Source organism: Streptomyces lateritius (genome assembly GCF_014649715.1).
Lineage (GTDB): Bacteria > Actinomycetota > Actinomycetes > Streptomycetales > Streptomycetaceae > Streptomyces > Streptomyces lateritius.
In genome coordinates this window covers 238,096-252,842 of the sequence record NZ_BMTO01000012.1, presented here as the reverse complement: position 1 = coordinate 252,842, position 14,747 = coordinate 238,096, and the positions used below count along the sequence as shown (strand labels likewise).

At 71.4% G+C, this 14,747-nt stretch carries 16 protein-coding genes; 8 read left to right on the top strand and 8 right to left on the bottom strand.

The genetic code is table 11. The features are described 5' to 3' along the window. Positions 1 to 60 precede the first annotated feature (60 nt). Positions 61 to 432: a GvpU-like protein gene (locus IE136_RS24690; protein WP_158991792.1), complete on the bottom strand. Its 372-nt coding sequence runs from the start codon at positions 430 to 432 to the stop codon at positions 61 to 63. A 485-nt stretch (positions 433 to 917) separates the two neighbouring features. Here IE136_RS24690 and IE136_RS24685 point away from each other — a divergent pair, with 485 nt between their 5' ends. Further along, on the top strand, positions 918 to 1,256 hold the full coding sequence (locus IE136_RS24685) for a MerR family transcriptional regulator (protein WP_158991791.1): 339 nt from the start codon (positions 918 to 920) through the stop codon (positions 1,254 to 1,256). A 45-nt stretch (positions 1,257 to 1,301) separates the two neighbouring features. Here the strand turns inward: IE136_RS24685 and IE136_RS24680 are convergent, their stop codons facing one another. Further along, positions 1,302 to 3,386, bottom strand: a complete 2,085-nt coding sequence (locus IE136_RS24680; RefSeq protein WP_158991789.1) for a SpoIIE family protein phosphatase — start codon at positions 3,384 to 3,386, stop codon at positions 1,302 to 1,304. A 257-nt stretch (positions 3,387 to 3,643) separates the two neighbouring features. Between IE136_RS24680 and IE136_RS24675 the strand changes: the two genes are divergently transcribed. The 4 genes from IE136_RS24675 to IE136_RS24660 all read left to right on the top strand — a co-directional run bounded on the left by IE136_RS24675 (position 3,644) and on the right by IE136_RS24660 (position 7,058). Then, positions 3,644 to 3,961, top strand: a complete 318-nt coding sequence (locus IE136_RS24675; RefSeq protein ID WP_189601439.1) for a hypothetical protein — start codon at positions 3,644 to 3,646, stop codon at positions 3,959 to 3,961. Positions 3,962 to 4,100: 139 nt separating this feature from the next. After that, entirely contained in the window at positions 4,101 to 5,252 is a 1,152-nt protein-coding gene (locus tag IE136_RS24670; RefSeq protein WP_158991787.1) for an acyl-CoA dehydrogenase family protein, read from the top strand. 28 nt (positions 5,253 to 5,280) lie between these two features. Next, positions 5,281 to 6,066, top strand: a complete 786-nt coding sequence (locus tag IE136_RS24665; RefSeq protein WP_189601438.1) for an electron transfer flavoprotein subunit beta/FixA family protein — start codon at positions 5,281 to 5,283, stop codon at positions 6,064 to 6,066. A 35-nt stretch (positions 6,067 to 6,101) separates the two neighbouring features. Then, positions 6,102 to 7,058: an electron transfer flavoprotein subunit alpha/FixB family protein gene (locus IE136_RS24660; protein WP_158991783.1), complete on the top strand. Its 957-nt coding sequence runs from the start codon at positions 6,102 to 6,104 to the stop codon at positions 7,056 to 7,058. An 81-nt stretch (positions 7,059 to 7,139) separates the two neighbouring features. Here IE136_RS24660 and IE136_RS24655 read toward each other — a convergent pair whose 3' ends face one another. The 4 genes from IE136_RS24655 to IE136_RS24640 all read right to left on the bottom strand — a co-directional run bounded on the left by IE136_RS24655 (position 7,140) and on the right by IE136_RS24640 (position 10,441). Beyond that, positions 7,140 to 7,526 carry a zinc ribbon domain-containing protein gene (locus IE136_RS24655; RefSeq protein ID WP_189601437.1) on the bottom strand — a complete coding sequence of 129 codons (387 nt, stop codon included), beginning with the start codon at positions 7,524 to 7,526 and terminating at the stop codon, positions 7,140 to 7,142. Between the two features lie 132 nt (positions 7,527 to 7,658). Beyond that, positions 7,659 to 8,360: a TetR/AcrR family transcriptional regulator gene (locus IE136_RS24650; protein ID WP_158991779.1), complete on the bottom strand. Its 702-nt coding sequence runs from the start codon at positions 8,358 to 8,360 to the stop codon at positions 7,659 to 7,661. Between the two features lie 83 nt (positions 8,361 to 8,443). Continuing rightward, positions 8,444 to 9,205 carry an SDR family NAD(P)-dependent oxidoreductase gene (locus tag IE136_RS24645; protein WP_189601436.1) on the bottom strand — a complete coding sequence of 254 codons (762 nt, stop codon included), beginning with the start codon at positions 9,203 to 9,205 and terminating at the stop codon, positions 8,444 to 8,446. Between the two features lie 90 nt (positions 9,206 to 9,295). After that, positions 9,296 to 10,441 carry an acyl-CoA dehydrogenase family protein gene (locus IE136_RS24640; protein WP_158991775.1) on the bottom strand — a complete coding sequence of 382 codons (1,146 nt, stop codon included), beginning with the start codon at positions 10,439 to 10,441 and terminating at the stop codon, positions 9,296 to 9,298. Between the two features lie 124 nt (positions 10,442 to 10,565). On the opposite strand from IE136_RS24640, the gene IE136_RS24635 reads away from it, so the two are divergent. The 3 genes from IE136_RS24635 to IE136_RS24625 all read left to right on the top strand — a co-directional run bounded on the left by IE136_RS24635 (position 10,566) and on the right by IE136_RS24625 (position 12,262). Next, positions 10,566 to 11,171 (top strand): TetR/AcrR family transcriptional regulator, encoded by a 606-nt coding sequence (locus IE136_RS24635; protein ID WP_189601435.1) that lies wholly within the window; start codon positions 10,566 to 10,568, stop codon positions 11,169 to 11,171. A 165-nt stretch (positions 11,172 to 11,336) separates the two neighbouring features. Further along, a complete protein-coding gene (locus IE136_RS24630; protein ID WP_158994818.1) occupies positions 11,337 to 12,017 on the top strand; it encodes a TNT domain-containing protein in 681 nt (226 codons plus the stop codon). Positions 12,018 to 12,025: 8 nt separating this feature from the next. Continuing rightward, positions 12,026 to 12,262, top strand: a complete 237-nt coding sequence (locus tag IE136_RS24625) for a hypothetical protein (protein ID WP_158994816.1) — start codon at positions 12,026 to 12,028, stop codon at positions 12,260 to 12,262. Here IE136_RS24625 and IE136_RS24620 read toward each other — a convergent pair. Both IE136_RS24620 and IE136_RS24615 read right to left on the bottom strand, forming a co-directional pair. Further along, positions 12,259 to 13,479, bottom strand: a complete 1,221-nt coding sequence (locus IE136_RS24620; RefSeq protein ID WP_189601434.1) for a GNAT family N-acetyltransferase — start codon at positions 13,477 to 13,479, stop codon at positions 12,259 to 12,261. The two genes, IE136_RS24625 and IE136_RS24620, sit on opposite strands and share 4 nt — an antisense overlap. A 101-nt stretch (positions 13,480 to 13,580) precedes the next feature. Then, positions 13,581 to 14,717 carry an XdhC family protein gene (locus IE136_RS24615; protein ID WP_189601433.1) on the bottom strand — a complete coding sequence of 379 codons (1,137 nt, stop codon included), beginning with the start codon at positions 14,715 to 14,717 and terminating at the stop codon, positions 13,581 to 13,583. Between the last annotated feature and the right edge of the window lie 30 nt (positions 14,718 to 14,747).

Genomic DNA, 14,747 nt, shown 5'->3' with positions numbered 1-14,747 from the left:
GAGGGCCCGGCCTGCGCACGCAGGCCGGGCCCTCCGTCGTGGTGGATCAGGGTCGGCGGATCAGTGGTCGGAGTAGCTGAAGTCGCCCACGGTCCAGGCGGTGACGTCATCGATGGAGACGCGGTACATCCCCCCCGTCTCGGGGATCCCCACGGTGCCCTGCAGGATCCGGGCGACGTGGAAGTGCAGATGCCTGGGCGGCCCGTCCTCCCCCTTGGTGGTACGCGTCGTGGTACCGAAGATGCCGGAGAACTCGCTCAGTCGCTCCGAATCGTTCAGGACCTCCGAAACACGTTGTCTCCAGACGGCTTCGGGGGCGAGCCGACCCGTGATGACGGCGCCGCCCGTGACCACGGTGAGGGACATCTGGTTGCTCTGCCCGGACTCCACCATGGCGGCGATGTCAACGAGCAACTCGTCAGGCTTCGACATGAGCACTGATTCTATTCGGGCCGCGCCGGTGGCCGGGGCGGCGGGGCCTCACGTCTCTCCCCCAGACCGTTCGAAGGCGATTCCTTACCGTCGACCACCCGAAAATCTACCTTGGCGGGAGTAGACATTGGGTCCCGATGGAGCTACGGTTTCTCTTGTACCCAAGATCGGAAGAGCCCGGCAGAGACGAACTGCCGGGAAGCGGTTCAGACCACGTGTTCAACGAGCGAGAACGGAGGAACGAGCGCCATCAGGATCGCCCGGGCAGCGACGATTCGGCCCGGGTACCGCAAGACCCCGGATTGGAAGGTGGTCCCCGGTCACGCATCCGCGATCCCCGCACTCCCGCCCTTCTCCAGGGCGTGACGGCGGAAACAGAAGGTCGGCGCAGCACTAGGGCCGACAGATGGTGTTGAATTTCCTTCGGGGCCTTGGTGCCGTACGGCACCAAGGCCCCTCGACGCGTTCCCCAGGAAGAGGTGCAGATGACAGCGGATGATGCGCTCGGCGGCCGACTCGACGACGACGACTACCCCGCCTACACGATGGGCCGGGCGGCGGAGATGCTCGGCACCACGCCCGGCTTCCTCCGCGCCATCGGCGAAGCGCGGCTGATCACGCCGCTGCGCTCCGAGGGCGGGCACCGGCGCTACTCCCGGTATCAGCTGCGGATCGCGGCCCGCGCCCGGGAACTCGTCGACCAGGGCACCCCCATCGAGGCCGCCTGCCGCATCGTCATCCTCGAGGACCAGCTCGAGGAGGCCCAGCGCATCAACGCGGAATACCGCCGCGCCGCGGCCGGGCCGGACGAGAACCCCGGCTGAGTCGACGCACCGGCCCGGTCAGCGCACCCGCGTGACCAGCACGGATCACTGCCCCGGTGCCACGACCCGGGCGATGAGCAGTGCGACGTCGTCGTGGTTCCCCGGGTGCCGCAGCGAGCGCAGCAGCATGTCGCAGGTCTCCTCCAGGGAGCGCAGCGGCTGGGCGAGGAGGGCGACCAGGGTCTCCAGTCGTTCGTCGATGGCCCGGTCGCGTGTCTCCACCAGCCCGTCGGTGTAGAGGACCAGGGCGTCTCCGGGATTCAGAGCGACCGTGGTGGTGTCGAAGGGGACGTCGCCGACGCCGAGGGGCGCGCCCGTGGGCAGGTCGAGCAGTTCGGGCGGTCTCCCCGGACGCAGCAGCACCGGCGGCAGGTGCCCGGCGCTGGAGATGACGCACGTGGCGCCATGGGGGTCGTAGACGGCGTGGATGCAGGTGGTGATGGTCTGCTCCATGCGGTCGGTGAGCCGGTCGAGGTGGTGGAGCACCTGGGCGGGGTCGAGGTCGAGTTCGGCCAGCGTGCGGGTGGCGGTACGGAGCTGGCCCATCGTCGCGGCGGCGCTGATGCCGCTGCCCATGACGTCACCGACGACGAGGGCGGTCTTCTCGCCGATCAGGGGGATGACGTCGAACCAGTCGCCGCCGACCTCGTCGGCGGCCTGGGCGGGCTGATAGCGGTAGGCGATCTCCAGGCCCGGCGGATTCGGTGGCCGCTGCGGCAGGAGGCTGCGCTGGAGGGTGAGGCCGGTGTCACGGGCCTGCTGGTACCAGCGGGCGTTGTCGATGCACACGGCGGCGCGTGCGGCGAGTTCCCCGGCCAGGGTCTCGTCGTCCGCGGTGAACGGTTCCGGGTTGCGGGTCCTCTTGAGGTCGAGGGCGCCGAGGACCTCGCCGCGGGCGATCAACGGAACGGCGAGATACGAGTGCAGTCCCGCGTCGGCCAGCTGGGCCGCGGCCTCGGGACTGCGGGCGATCCGGATCAGGTCCTCGGCCGCCACGTGGGGCACACGGACCGGGCGGCCGGTGTTGACGCACCGGGTGACGAGCCGGTCGGCGTCGTAGCGTGCCACCTCCCCGGGTGGGTCCGCCGCACGGGTCGCGTCGGTGGGGTAGGCGGAGGCGAGGGCCAGCGCCCTGAAGACGGCCGAGCCCTCGTCCACCGCCGCGGCGGCCGCCCGGCCGCGCAGGATGCTGTCGAGGACGTCCACGGCGGCCACGTCGGCCAGCTCGGGCACCGACACGTCGGCGAGCTCGCGGGCGGTCTGGTCGAGGTCGAGCGTGGTCCCGATGCGGATGGAGGCGTCGGCGACGACCGCGAGACGCTGCCGTGCCCGCGCGGCCTCGGCGGTGGCGTGGTGCCGCTCGGTGACGTCCACGACCGAGGTCGCGACGCCGAGCACCTTCCTGTCCGGGGCCTCCAGGCGGTAGAACGACACCGACCAGACGTGCTCCCGCTCCGGGTCCGCCGGGGTGCGTCCGGCGAACTCGCGGTCGATGATCGGGGTTCCGGTGGTCAGGACCTCGCGCATCGCGGACTCGATGGCCTCGGCGTCCAGGAAGGGCACGGCCTCTCGGACACTGCGGCCCACGTGCTCGGCGGCCGGCAGGCAGTTGATGAGCTCCAGGGCCGGGTTGACGGTCACGTACCGCAGGTCGGTGTCGACCACGGCGAGCCCGATCGGGGACTGTGAGATCAGCCGTGTGGAGAGCGCCAGGTCTCGCTCCGCCTGTCGCACCGTCGCCTGGTCGGTGGCCAGGCCGAGGGCGTACACGCCGTTACGGCTGTCCTCGAGGCGCATGTTCCGGAACTCCACCAGCCGGGTGCCGCCGTCCTTGTGGCGCACGGGGAAGACGCCCGCCCAGCTGCCCTCGCCCGCCATGACCCGTGCGAACAGGTCGATCACCTGCTCCAGGTCCCGCTCGTGGACCATGAGCCGGCCCGCGAACCGGCCGAGGGCCTCGTCGGCGGTGTAGCCGAACAGCTCCTCCGCCTGGGGGCTCCACAGCATGACCCGTCCGTCCGCGTCCAGGACCACGGCCGCGACGTTCAGTACGTCCAGCAGGCCCTCCGGGCGGGGTGGTCCACCCGTGGCCGGCCGGCCCGGGGCCGGGGAGGATTCGGCCGCGCGCATCCGGTACTCCTTCCACCCGCCCCGCCGGGGACGGCCCGCGCCGACTGCTGCCGGCGCCCGCGCCGCCCGGAACTCCCGACGCCTCCCATCCTCTCCCCGCGACGGCCGACACCGCATTTCTGCGCCCGCAAGATCCCCGGTGAGTCCCCGCACGCCGTCGGAGTTCCACGCGTCCCGTCGGCGACACTGGGGTCCGGGCGCCGCTCATCCCCGAGCCGCCCCTGCGGTGCTGTCCTGGCCCGAACGGGAGACCGAACATGCTGATCAGCCATATCGCCCGGGAGGGCACCCTGCACGTCACGCTGAACCAGCACCTCGACATCACCAACCGCGCGGCGGCGGCACTGCAGATCGAAGCCCTCGTGTACGCCCACCAGCCCGCCGAGGTCACCCTGGAGCTGCCCGCGGGCGAGACGACCCCCGCGACGCTCAGCGCCGTCGCCCGAGCGCGGCGGATGTGCCAGAGCATCGGCGTCCCCCTCACCCTGACCGGCTCCGGCGCTTCGCTCGCCGACCAGAACGCCGGCCCGGCGTCTCCTCGCCGGCTCGAGTACGGAGCACGGCAGGACCACTGATCACGTGCGCCCCCAGGAGCGACGACCCGGTGCCTGGACCGCCCGACGTGGGGTCTGACCCAAGGCACTGGCATCATGGCACTGAGTGTGTTTTGCTGAGGGTACTCAGTGCCAAAAGCGTTTAGGGGAGCTCACGATCATGGGCAATGACTTCGACCTGTATCGACTGTCGGAAGAGCACGACATGCTCCGGGAGACGGTGCGTGCGCTGGCGGAGGCGAAGATCACGCCGTTCGCCGCGGCGGTCGACGAGGAAGCGCGGTTCCCCCAGGAGGCGCTGGAGGCGCTCGTCGCGGCCGACCTGCAGGCGGTGCACGTGCCGGAGTCGTACGGCGGTGCGGGGGCGGACGCGCTGGCGACCGTGATCGTGATCGAGGAGGTCGCCCGCGCGTGCGGTTCCTCCTCGCTGATCCCCGCGGTCAACAAACTCGGCTCGCTGCCGGTGATCCTGTCCGGCTCCGAGGAGCTGAAGAAGAAGTACCTCGCTCCGCTGGCGCGGGGCGAGGCGATGTTCTCGTACTGCCTCTCGGAGCCGGACGCCGGTTCCGACGCGGCCGGCATGAAGACCCGCGCGGTCCGTGACGGCGACTTCTGGGTCCTCAACGGCGTCAAGCGGTGGATCACCAACGCGGGCGTGTCGGAGTACTACACGGTGATGGCCGTCACCGACCCGGAGAAGCGCTCCAAGGGCATCTCCGCGTTCGTCGTGGAGAAGAGCGACGAGGGCGTGTCCTTCGGCGCCCCGGAGAAGAAGCTCGGCATCAAGGGCTCCCCGACCCGTGAGGTCTACCTCGACAACGTGCGGATCCCCGCGGACCGGATGATCGGCGCGGAGGGCACCGGGTTCGCCACCGCGATGAAGACCCTGGACCACACCCGGATCACCATCGCCGCGCAGGCCATCGGCATCGCCCAGGGCGCCCTCGACTACGCCAAGGGCTACGTGCAGGAGCGCAAGCAGTTCGGCAAGCCGATCGCCGACTTCCAGGGCGTGCAGTTCATGCTCGCCGACATGGCCATGAAGCTCGAGGCCGCCCGCCAGCTCACCTACGCCGCCGCCGCCAAGTCCGAGCGCGTCGACAGCGACCTGACGTTCTTCGGCGCCGCGGCCAAGTGCTTCGCCTCCGACGTCGCCATGGAGGTCACCACCGACGCCGTCCAGCTTCTCGGCGGCTACGGCTACACCCGTGACTACCCCGTCGAGCGCATGATGCGCGATGCCAAGATCACCCAGATCTACGAGGGCACCAACCAGGTCCAGCGCATCGTCATGGCCCGCAACCTCCCGTAACCGTCTGCCACTTGAAAGGAGCCAGGCCGTGACCCTGAGGATCGCTGTCTGTGTGAAGTACGTACCCGACGCGACCGGCGACCGCGGCTTCGCGGACGACCTGACCGTCGACCGTGACGAGGTCGACGGCCTCCTCTCGGAGCTCGACGAGTACGCGGTCGAGCAGGCGCTGCGCATCTCGGAGGAGTCCGACGACGCCGAGGTCACCGTCATCACCGTCGGCCCGGACGACGCCAAGGACGCCCTGCGCAAGGCGCTGTCCATGGGCGCCGACAAGGCCGTCCACGTCAACGACGACGACATCCACGGCAGCGACGTGATCGGCACCTCCGCGATCGTCGCCAAGGCGCTGGAGAAGACCGGCTTCGACCTGGTCATCTGCGGCATGGCCTCGACCGACGGCACCATGGGCGTGCTGCCGGCGCTGCTGGCCGAGCGGCTGAACCTGCCCCAGGTGACGCTGCTGTCCGAGGTCTCGGTCGAGGGTGAGCTGGTGAAGGGCCGCCGGGACGGCGACGCCGCCACCGAGCTCCTGGAGGCCCCGCTGCCGGCCGTCGTCTCGGTCACCGACCAGTCCGGCGAGGCCCGTTACCCCTCCTTCAAGGGGATCATGGCCGCCAAGAAGAAGCCGGTCGAGGAGCTGGACCTGGACGACCTCGGCATCGACGCCGACGAGGTCGGTCTGGCCGGGTCCTGGACCCAGGTCGGCGAGGTCACCGCGCGCCCGCCCCGTACCGCGGGCACGATCGTCACGGACGAGGGCGACGGCGGCAAGCAGCTGGCCGCGTTCCTGTCCTCGCAGAAGTTCATCTGACCGCTCACCGTTCACCGTTTCAGGAGCAATGAATCATGGCTGAGATCCTGGTTCTCGTGGACCACGCCGACGGTGCGGTCCGCAAGCCGGCGCTCGAACTGCTCACCCTGGCACGCCGTCTCGGCGAGCCCTCGGCGGTCGTGCTCGGCGCCGGCGAGGCGGCGGCGTCGATCGCCGCCACGGCCGGCGAGTACGGCGCGGCCACCGTGTACGTCGCGGACGGTGCCGAGTTCGCCGACCAGCTCGTCGTGCCGAAGGTCGACGCGCTCACCCAGATCGCCCAGGACAAGGGTGTCGCCGCCGTCCTGGTGACCTCCTCCGGCGAGGGCAAGGAGGTCGCCGCCCGCGTCGCCCTGCGGCTCGGCTCCGGCCTCATCACCGATGCCGTGGAGCTGGAGGCCGGCGACAGCGGCCCCGTCGCGACGCAGTCCGTCTTCGCCGCCTCGTACCAGGTGAAGTCGACCGTCTCGCACGGCGTCCCGGTCATCACCGTCAAGCCCAACTCCGCCGCCCCGGAGGCCGCCCCGGCCGCCGGTACGGTCGAGAACGTGACCGTCGCCTTCACCGGCAACGCCGCCAAGGTCGTCTCGCGCACCCCGCGCGTCTCCACCGGCCGCCCCGAGCTGACCGAGTCGGCGATCGTCGTCTCCGGCGGTCGTGGTGTCGGCGCGGCCGAGGGCTTCGGCGTCGTCGAGAAGCTCGCCGACTCGCTCGGCGCGGCGGTCGGCGCCTCGCGCGCCGCGGTCGACGCGGGCTGGTACCCGCACTCCAACCAGGTCGGCCAGACCGGTAAGCAGGTCTCACCGCAGCTGTACGTCGCGGCGGGCATCTCCGGCGCGATCCAGCACCGGGCCGGTATGCAGACCTCGAAGACGATCGTGGCCGTCAACAAGGACCCGGAGGCCCCGATCTTCGACCTGGTCGACTACGGCGTGGTCGGCGACCTGTTCGCCGTTCTGCCGCAGCTGACCGACGAGATCGGCGCGCGGTAGCCGCCTTCTCGCTCCAGACGAAAGACCGGGCGGTGGCACTCTGTGCCACCGCCCGGTCTTTGTTGTCCGGCCTCTGCGCTCTCAGATCCAGCCGTCGAGGGGGACCTCCTCGCAGAGGCGGACGACCGGCTGACACCCGGACGCCGAGACCCCGGGGGAGAGCTTGACCCGGACCCCGGGGCGCACCGCGTGCAGCGGTCCGTCGACCCGGCAGCGGACGACGAAGCCCTCGGTCATGTGCACCGGCCACAGGTCGGCGTCGGCCGCGGTGACCCCGCGGCGTACGGAGATCACGCCCTCTCCCTCGCTGCGCTCGGGCGCGAGGTCGGTCGACCCGCAGGTCGGACAGAGCAGGCGCTGGAATGTCGTGGTGTGGCACCAGCGGCAGCGCTGGAAGTAGAGCTCGGCGCCGGTGGCCGATTCCTCGGTCCGGACGGCGCTTGCGTTCCTCAGTCCCGTGTGGAACACGATGCCTTCTCCTTGCACTCGGCGGCTCGACCGTGCATGGAGCAAAGATATGGCACTGAGTGCCATCAAATAAAGACCTGAGTTCCCTCAATTCGAGACACTGAGATCCCTGCGGGTGCGGCGAGGGTCCGCTCAGCCCTCACCGAGGCTCGATTCCACCTCGCGCACCACGCGCCACATGGGGGTGGAGCGCTTGGTGATCACCACGACGACGTCCTCGGCCTCCTCGGCGGGCGTCTCGGGGGCTGCGCCGTCCGGGCGCCAGGTGTCCCGGACGAACTCCAGGGCCCGGTCCACCTCGGCCAGCGGGTCGCCCTCGCCGCCCGAGCGCAGCCAGTGCCGCAGCGCGTGGTTGTGCGCGGCGACCACCGCGGCGGCGACCACGTTGGCGCGCAGGGTCCCGTCGCGGCGGTCGGCGAAACGGCTCCGCAGATAGTCGCCGAGAGTCTTCTCGTACCGCCACACGACCGAGAGCTCGTACGTCCGAAGGCCCGCGACCTCGCGCGTGAGGCGGTAGCGCTGCACGGAGAACGTGGGGTTCTCGGCGTACATCCGCATCACGAGCCGGGCGGCGTCGCAGACCCGCGCCATCGGGTCGTCGGTGTCCGCGCTCGCGGCGAGGAACTCGGTCATGTCGGCGAGGCACTGCTCGTGGTCGGGGAAGACCACGTCCTCCTTCGACGGGAAGTACCGGAAGAAGGAGCGCCGGCCGACCCCCGCGGTCTTCACGATGTCGTCGACCGTCGTCTGCTCGTAGCCGCGCTCCAGGAAGAGCTGGAAGGCCGCCGCGACGAGGGAGTCACGCATCGAGGGTTTGGCGGGGAGGGTACTCATGCCCCGAACCTAACACTCGGACCCCTCTCGCAGCGGCACTTGGTGCCATGGGCCAGGTCAGCGTCGCGCAGCCGGAGCAAGGGTCAGCGGGCGGCCATGCGCAGGGCGCCGTCCATCCGGATCGTCTCGCCGTTGAGGTAGTCGTGCTCGGCGATCATCGTGACGAGCCGGGCGTACTCGTCGGGCCTGGCCAGGCGCTGCGGGAAGGTGACGCTCGCGGCGAGTCCGGCCCGGATCTCCTCGCTGAATCCGGCCATCATCGGGGTGTCGACGATGCCGGGGGCGACGGTGACGACCCGGATGCCGAACTGGGCGAGGTCGCGGGCGGCGGTGACGGTCATGCCGGCGACGCCCGCCTTGGAGGCGGCGTAGGCGATCTGGCCGACCTGGCCCTCGAAGGCGGCGATCGAGGCGGTGTTGACCACGAGTCCGCGCTGGCCGTTCTCGTCCGGCTCCTGACGGGCGATGGCCTCGGCGGCCAGGCGCATCACGTTGAACGTGCCGAGCAGGTTGACGTTCAGGACCGTACGGAAGAGGTCGAGGTCGTGCGGTCCCTTGCGGCCCAGGACGCGGGCCGAGGGGGCGATCCCGGCACAGTTGACGGCGAGCCGCAGCTCGGCGCCGTCCGCCTCGATCCGGGCGAGGGCTTCGCGGACCGGCTCCTCCTCGGTGACGTCGGCCGCGAGCAGGGTGACGCCCTCGGGGAGCGGCCCCGCCGCGGCGACGGCCTTGTCCAGGTCCAGGCCGTAGACGGTGGCGCCCCGGGCGGCGAGGGCGGCGGCGGTGGCGGCACCCAGGCCGGATGCGGCGCCGGTGACGAGCGCGGCGGAGCCGGCGATGTCCATGGAACTCCTCGATCGTGTGCGAAGGGTCGTCGAGCGGATCGTCGAGTGGCGTGTGCGAAGGGTCGTCGAGCGGGGTGGCGGTCGAGCCGGTCAGCGGGCGAGCCCGCGGCTGATGACGAGCCGCTGGATCTGGTTCGTCCCCTCGAAGATCTGCATGATCTTCGCTTCGCGCATGTAGCGCTCGACGGGGAAGTCGCGGGTGTAGCCATACCCGCCGAGTACCTGTACCGCGTCCGTGGTCACCTTCATGGCGGCGTCGGTCGCGATCAGCTTGGCCACGCTGGCCTGCCGGCTGAAGGGTCGGCCGAGGTCCCGGCGACGGGCCGCGTCGAGGTAGGTGGCGCGGGCGGAGTCGACGGCGGCGGCCATGTCGGCGAGCAGGAAGCCGAGGCCCTGGTGATCGACGATCCGGCGGCCGAAGGTGGTGCGCTCGTTGGCGTAGTCGACGGCGGCGTCGAGGGCCGCCTGCGCCAGCCCGGTGGCACAGGCGGCGATGCCGAGGCGGCCGCAGTCGAGCGCGCTGAACGCGATCTGGAGGCCCTGACCCTCGTCACCGATGAGCCGGTCGGAGTCGAGCAGCGCTCCGTCCCAGTGGGCCGAGGTGGTGGGGACGGCCTGGAGGCCCATCTTCCGCTCCGGCTTGCCGAAGGTGAGGCCGTCGGCCGCACCGGGGGCGAGGAAGCAGGAGATGCCGTGGCTGCCGGGGGCCGTGCGGGCGAACAGGGCGTAGAAGCCGGCCTTGCCGCCGTGGGTGATCCAGGCCTTGTTGCCGGTGATGCGGTACGCCGCGCCGTCGTCGGTGCGCTCGGCCTTGCAGGAGAGGGCGGCGGCGTCGGAACCGGCCTGGGGCTCGGAGAGGCTGTAGCCGCCGATGGTCTCGCCCGCGAGCATCGCGGGGAGCCAGCGCTCCTTCTGCTCCGCGGTGCCGAAGGAGTGCAGGGGGTGGCAGGCGAGCGTGTGGACGCTGGTGGCGACGGCGACGGCCGCCCAGCGGGCCGCAAGCTCCTCCAGGACCTGCAGGTACACCTCGTACGGCTGGCCTCCGCCGCCGAACTCCTCGGGGTACGCGAGGCCGAGCAGTCCGGCCTCTCCGAGTGTGGTGAACAGACCTTCCGGGTACGTCTCGGCGGCCTCGTGCTCGTCCACCCGGGGAGAGAGTTCCTTGTCGGCGATCTCCCGGGTGAGGGCGATGAGGTCCGCTGCCTCGGGGGTGGGAAGCAGGCGGTCGACATCCATGGCGACTCCAGTGACACTCAGCACCGCCAAAGCGGTACTGGGGGCGGTACGGCAGTACCGTTGAGAGTAGCGCAGAAGGGGCCTCCCGTAACCCCCGGAACGGGTCGACCGGCATACTGTTCGGGTGATCGAGACCTCAGCCGCCGACGCTCCGAAGCTGACGGGCCGCGGCGCGGCCCGCCGGTCCGCCCTGTTCGAGGAGCTGGTGGCCCTCCTGGTCGGCGAGGGCTTCGCCCAGCTGACCCTGGACGATCTCGCCGCCCGGCTGCGCTGTTCCAAGCGCACCCTGTACGGCCTGGCGGGCAGCAAGGAACAGCTCGTCCGGGCGGCGGTGGTCCACTTCTTCCGGCGCGCGACCACCCGGGTCGAGGCGGTCCTCGCGGCCGAGAAGGAGCCGGCGGAACGCCTGGCGGCGTATCTGCGCGCGGTCGCGGCGGAACTGGCACCGGTCTCCCCCCGGTTCTTCGACGACGTCGCCGCCTTCGAGCCGGCCGCCGAGGTCTACGAACGCAACACGCGGGCGGCGGCGGGCCGGGTGCAGCAGCTGATCGAGGAGGGCGTGACCGCCGGCGTCTTCCGCGAGGTCCACGTGACCTTCGCGGCCGATGTCATCGCCTCCGTCATGGTCCGCATCCAGCAGCGACAGGTCGCCGCGACGACCGGACTCGCCGACGCGGAGGCGTACGAACAGCTGGCGGAGCTGCTCCTGAACGGCCTGCGCAAGGGCTGAACCGCCCTTCCTCTGCGGCTTCTGGCCGATACGCGCCCTTCTTTAGTCACTCTTCGCATATGATCCACTACTGTCTGCCTGGCATCGACCGTGCCCGACACCCAGGGAGACCGCCTCGTGGAGCGCAGCCGTACCGACCTGAGGATCCGTGCCGTACTCGCCGCGATGGGCGTCACCGCGGCGCTGGCGACCGCCCCCGCGGCGCAGGCCGCACCCTCCCCCACGCCCTTCGAGCAGGGGGGACCCCCAGCCTCCGCGGCGGCCCGGTCGACGGCCGTCGTGCCGCCCGCGCCGTGCACCGGCGAGTTCGAGGGCGACAAGCGGCTCGGCCCGAGGTACCTGCCGAAGAAGAAGCAGGAGCCGGTGGGTCCGCTGCTCCGTCACTACCAGCGCACCGGGAAGCTCTCGTCGGCGGACTTCCTGAAGAAGTACTGGGAGGGCCCGGCCGACACCGGCAGCTGGAAATACCCGCCGAACGACGGCTTCGCGGAGGTCAACGGCGAGCTGGACAAGGCGCCGGACGTCCTGGAAGAGGGCGAGCGGCTGGACCGCTTCGGCTCGGAGTACGGCGCGTACCTCGCGCCGGCCGGCGATCTGTACGCCGAGCGCGCGCTCCCGCCGCAGAACCTGAACACCCGGGACGCGGCCTTCCCCTGCGACTACCACCTGTACGAGGTGACGAAGCCGTTCACCGTCTGGGAGGGTGGGATCGCCCCCTGGTTCGAGCAGCCTGGCGGCGGCCGCCAGATCAAGCTGGACCCCGCCTTCCTGAACCCGGGCGAGGGTCAGCGGCTGAACGTCAGGTGGCTCCTCGACCACGGTTACCTCAAGCCCGTCACCACGTGAACCGTTCCCTGAACCGTTCCCTGCTGGCCCGGGCACTCCGCGAGGCCGGGGTGCCCGATGGTCACTACTGGATCGAGGGCGTCCACGAACCGGCGCCCACCCCACCGGACTTCGTATACCTGCGCAGCGCGCCGGACGGCGGGGGCTGGGAGACGGGGGTGTACGAACGGGGCGTGCACGAGCCGGTGGCCACGCACGCCACGGAGGCGGAGGCCTGCGCGCACCTCCGTGGCCTGATCCGTTAGAACTCGTCGTCGGTGTGCGGGAGCCGGGCGGTCCGCAGGGCGTGGTCGAACTCCTCGGCCGCGCCCGGGGTGTGCTCCTCCACCAGCCCCGCGGCGACCAGGTCCACGACCCGGGTGCCGCCGAGGCAGCAGGCGCCGAGGTCCCGGACGTCGAGGGCGAGGTCGGCCGGGTCGACGGTCGGCTCGTACCGTGCGCCCCCGGCGGCGGCGTCCGTGGTGAGGCGGAAACGGCCGGAGTTGGCCGGGATCCGGTTGTCGCGCACCTCCAGGACAAGCTCGGCCCGGGCGGCCCAGCTCCGCGCGGTCAGCACCGCGCCGACATCGATCAGCCGCACCCAAAGGGCGGGGCTGACCCTGGTCACCTTCACCTGGTCGCGGTCCGCGGCGAAGAGGAACAGGGGGTCGTCGAGCGGCCTGCCCCAGGCGCGGACGGTGTCGGTGAGGTCGATCGAGGCGAGGTAGCGCCAGAGCGCGGCGGCGACGGCGGGGGTCTCGGCCTCCACCTCGTCGACGCGGACCAGGGCGGGCGTACCGGCGTCCTCGTTCTCGCCCTTGGTGCGGTAGACGGCGTAGCCGGCGATCGGCTCGCCGAGGGCCACGATCCGGGGCGGGGAGAGCGCGTCGTCCTCCTCGGCCTCGTCGGGGAGCCATTCACCGCTCCACCGCTCCTGGTCGCGGGCGATCCGGCCGGCCCGGTAAACGCGCGTGCTCTCGTAGAACGGGCCGATGGCGGCGGGCGCGTCGGCCGGGTCGATCAGCCGCAGGGGACGCTCGTCCGGGTCGATGCGCAGGGCGAGGGGGCGCCGGGAGTCGATCTCGACGGAGGCTCCCTGGGTGGCGGACCCGAATCCGAACCGGCCGTAGATGGCGTCCTCGGAGGCCCAGAGCGCGGCGATCGGCACGGCCCGCTCGGCGCACCGGGCGTACAGCTCGGCGAGCATGGCGGAGAGCACGCCGCGGCGCCGGTGGGTGGGCGCGACCGAGACGAAGGTCAGGCCGGGGCAGGGCAGATCACCGCCGGGCACGGAGAGGGTGAAGCGGTGGGCGGCGACGAAGCCGACCAGCGTCTCGCCGTCGTAGGCCCCGATCCGCTCGCACGGCATCAGCAGTTCACGGTGGTGCTTGCGCTTCTCCTCTTCCGGACGCTCGTGGAAGACGAGGTACGCGAGGTCGAGGGCCCGGTCGAGATGCGCTTCTGGTACGTCACGAATGTCCATGTTGCGGACCCTAGCGCTCCCCGCCTCGAGCCCCGGTCGGGCGGATCAGATCAGGCCAGCTCCGGGCGAAGTCAGGCGAGGTCAGGCGAGGTCAGGCGAGGTCAGGCGACGGAACCTATCCGTCCGGCGGGTGCGCGCGGGCCGTCGTGGTGGATCGGGGTGTGGGCGCCCGTCAGGGAGGCACCGGAACCGCCGCGGCGGTTGGCGACGATCTCGGCGGCGATGGACAGCGCCGTCTCCTCCGGGGTGCGGGCGCCGAGGTCGAGGCCTATCGGGGAGCGCAGCCGGGCCAGTTCGAGTTCGGTGACGCCGACCTCGCGCAGGCGCTTGTTGCGGTCCTCGTGGGTGCGGCGGGAGCCCATCGCGCCGATGTAGGCGACGGGAAGCCTCAGGGCGGCTTCCAGGAGGGGGACGTCGAACTTGGCGTCGTGGGTGAGCACGCACAGGACGGTCCGCGCGTCGATGTCGGTCGACTCCAGGTAGCGGTGGGGCCATTCGACGACGATCTCGTCGGCATCGGGGAAGCGGGCCGGGGTCGCGAAGACCGGGCGCGCGTCGCAGACGGTCACCTGGTAGCCGAGGAACTTACCGACCCGGACCAGCGCGGAGGCGAAGTCGATCGCGCCGAAGACGATCATGCGGGGTGCGGGGACGGAGGATTCGACGAGGAGGGTGAGCGGCCGGCCGCACCGGCTGCCGTCCTCGCCGATCTCCACGGTGCCGGTCCGGCCGGCGTCCAGCATGGCGCGGGCCTCGTCCGCCGCGGTGCGGTCCAGCTCGGGGTGGCCGCCGAGGCCCCCTTCGTACGAACCGTCGGGGCGGACGAGCAGCGCCCGCCCCATCAGCTCCTCGGGCCCGGAGACGATCCGGGCCAGGGCCGCCGGCGCCTTGGCCGCCGCCACCGCCAGTGCGGCGGGGAGGACCCCGCCGTGGACCGGCGTGACGAGGATGTCGATGACCCCGCCGCAGGTCAGACCCACGGCGAAGGCATCCTCGTCGCTGTACCCGAAACGCTCGACGACGGTCTTGCCGTCCTCGAGAGCCTGTTGGCACAGCTCGTAGACCGCGCCCTCCACACACCCGCCGGAGACGGATCCGATCGCCGTGCCGTCGCTGTCGACGGCGAGTGCGGCGCCCGGCTGCCGGGGCGCGCTGCCGCCGACCGCCACCACGGTGGCGACGGCGAACGTGCGTCCCTGCTCGACCCACCGGTGCAGCTCTTCGGCGATGTCCAGCATGTCGAACTCCTCGATGCGTGTGGGGAGGGC

Coding starts and splice junctions, on each gene's coding strand:
- IE136_RS24660 (WP_158991783.1), top strand. CDS start 6,102: ATGGCTGAGATCCTGGTTCTCGTGGACCACGCCGACGGTGCGGTCCGC.
- IE136_RS24675 (WP_189601439.1), top strand. CDS start 3,644: ATGCTGATCAGCCATATCGCCCGGGAGGGCACCCTGCACGTCACGCTG.
- IE136_RS24670 (WP_158991787.1), top strand. CDS start 4,101: ATGGGCAATGACTTCGACCTGTATCGACTGTCGGAAGAGCACGACATG.
- IE136_RS24645 (WP_189601436.1), bottom strand. CDS start 9,205: ATGGACATCGCCGGCTCCGCCGCGCTCGTCACCGGCGCCGCATCCGGC.
- IE136_RS24690 (WP_158991792.1), bottom strand. CDS start 432: ATGTCGAAGCCTGACGAGTTGCTCGTTGACATCGCCGCCATGGTGGAG.
- IE136_RS24650 (WP_158991779.1), bottom strand. CDS start 8,360: ATGAGTACCCTCCCCGCCAAACCCTCGATGCGTGACTCCCTCGTCGCG.
- IE136_RS24640 (WP_158991775.1), bottom strand. CDS start 10,441: ATGGATGTCGACCGCCTGCTTCCCACCCCCGAGGCAGCGGACCTCATC.
- IE136_RS24680 (WP_158991789.1), bottom strand. CDS start 3,386: ATGCGCGCGGCCGAATCCTCCCCGGCCCCGGGCCGGCCGGCCACGGGT.
- IE136_RS24685 (WP_158991791.1), top strand. CDS start 918: ATGACAGCGGATGATGCGCTCGGCGGCCGACTCGACGACGACGACTAC.
- IE136_RS24615 (WP_189601433.1), bottom strand. CDS start 14,717: ATGCTGGACATCGCCGAAGAGCTGCACCGGTGGGTCGAGCAGGGACGC.
- IE136_RS24620 (WP_189601434.1), bottom strand. CDS start 13,479: ATGGACATTCGTGACGTACCAGAAGCGCATCTCGACCGGGCCCTCGAC.
- IE136_RS24630 (WP_158994818.1), top strand. CDS start 11,337: ATGGGCGTCACCGCGGCGCTGGCGACCGCCCCCGCGGCGCAGGCCGCA.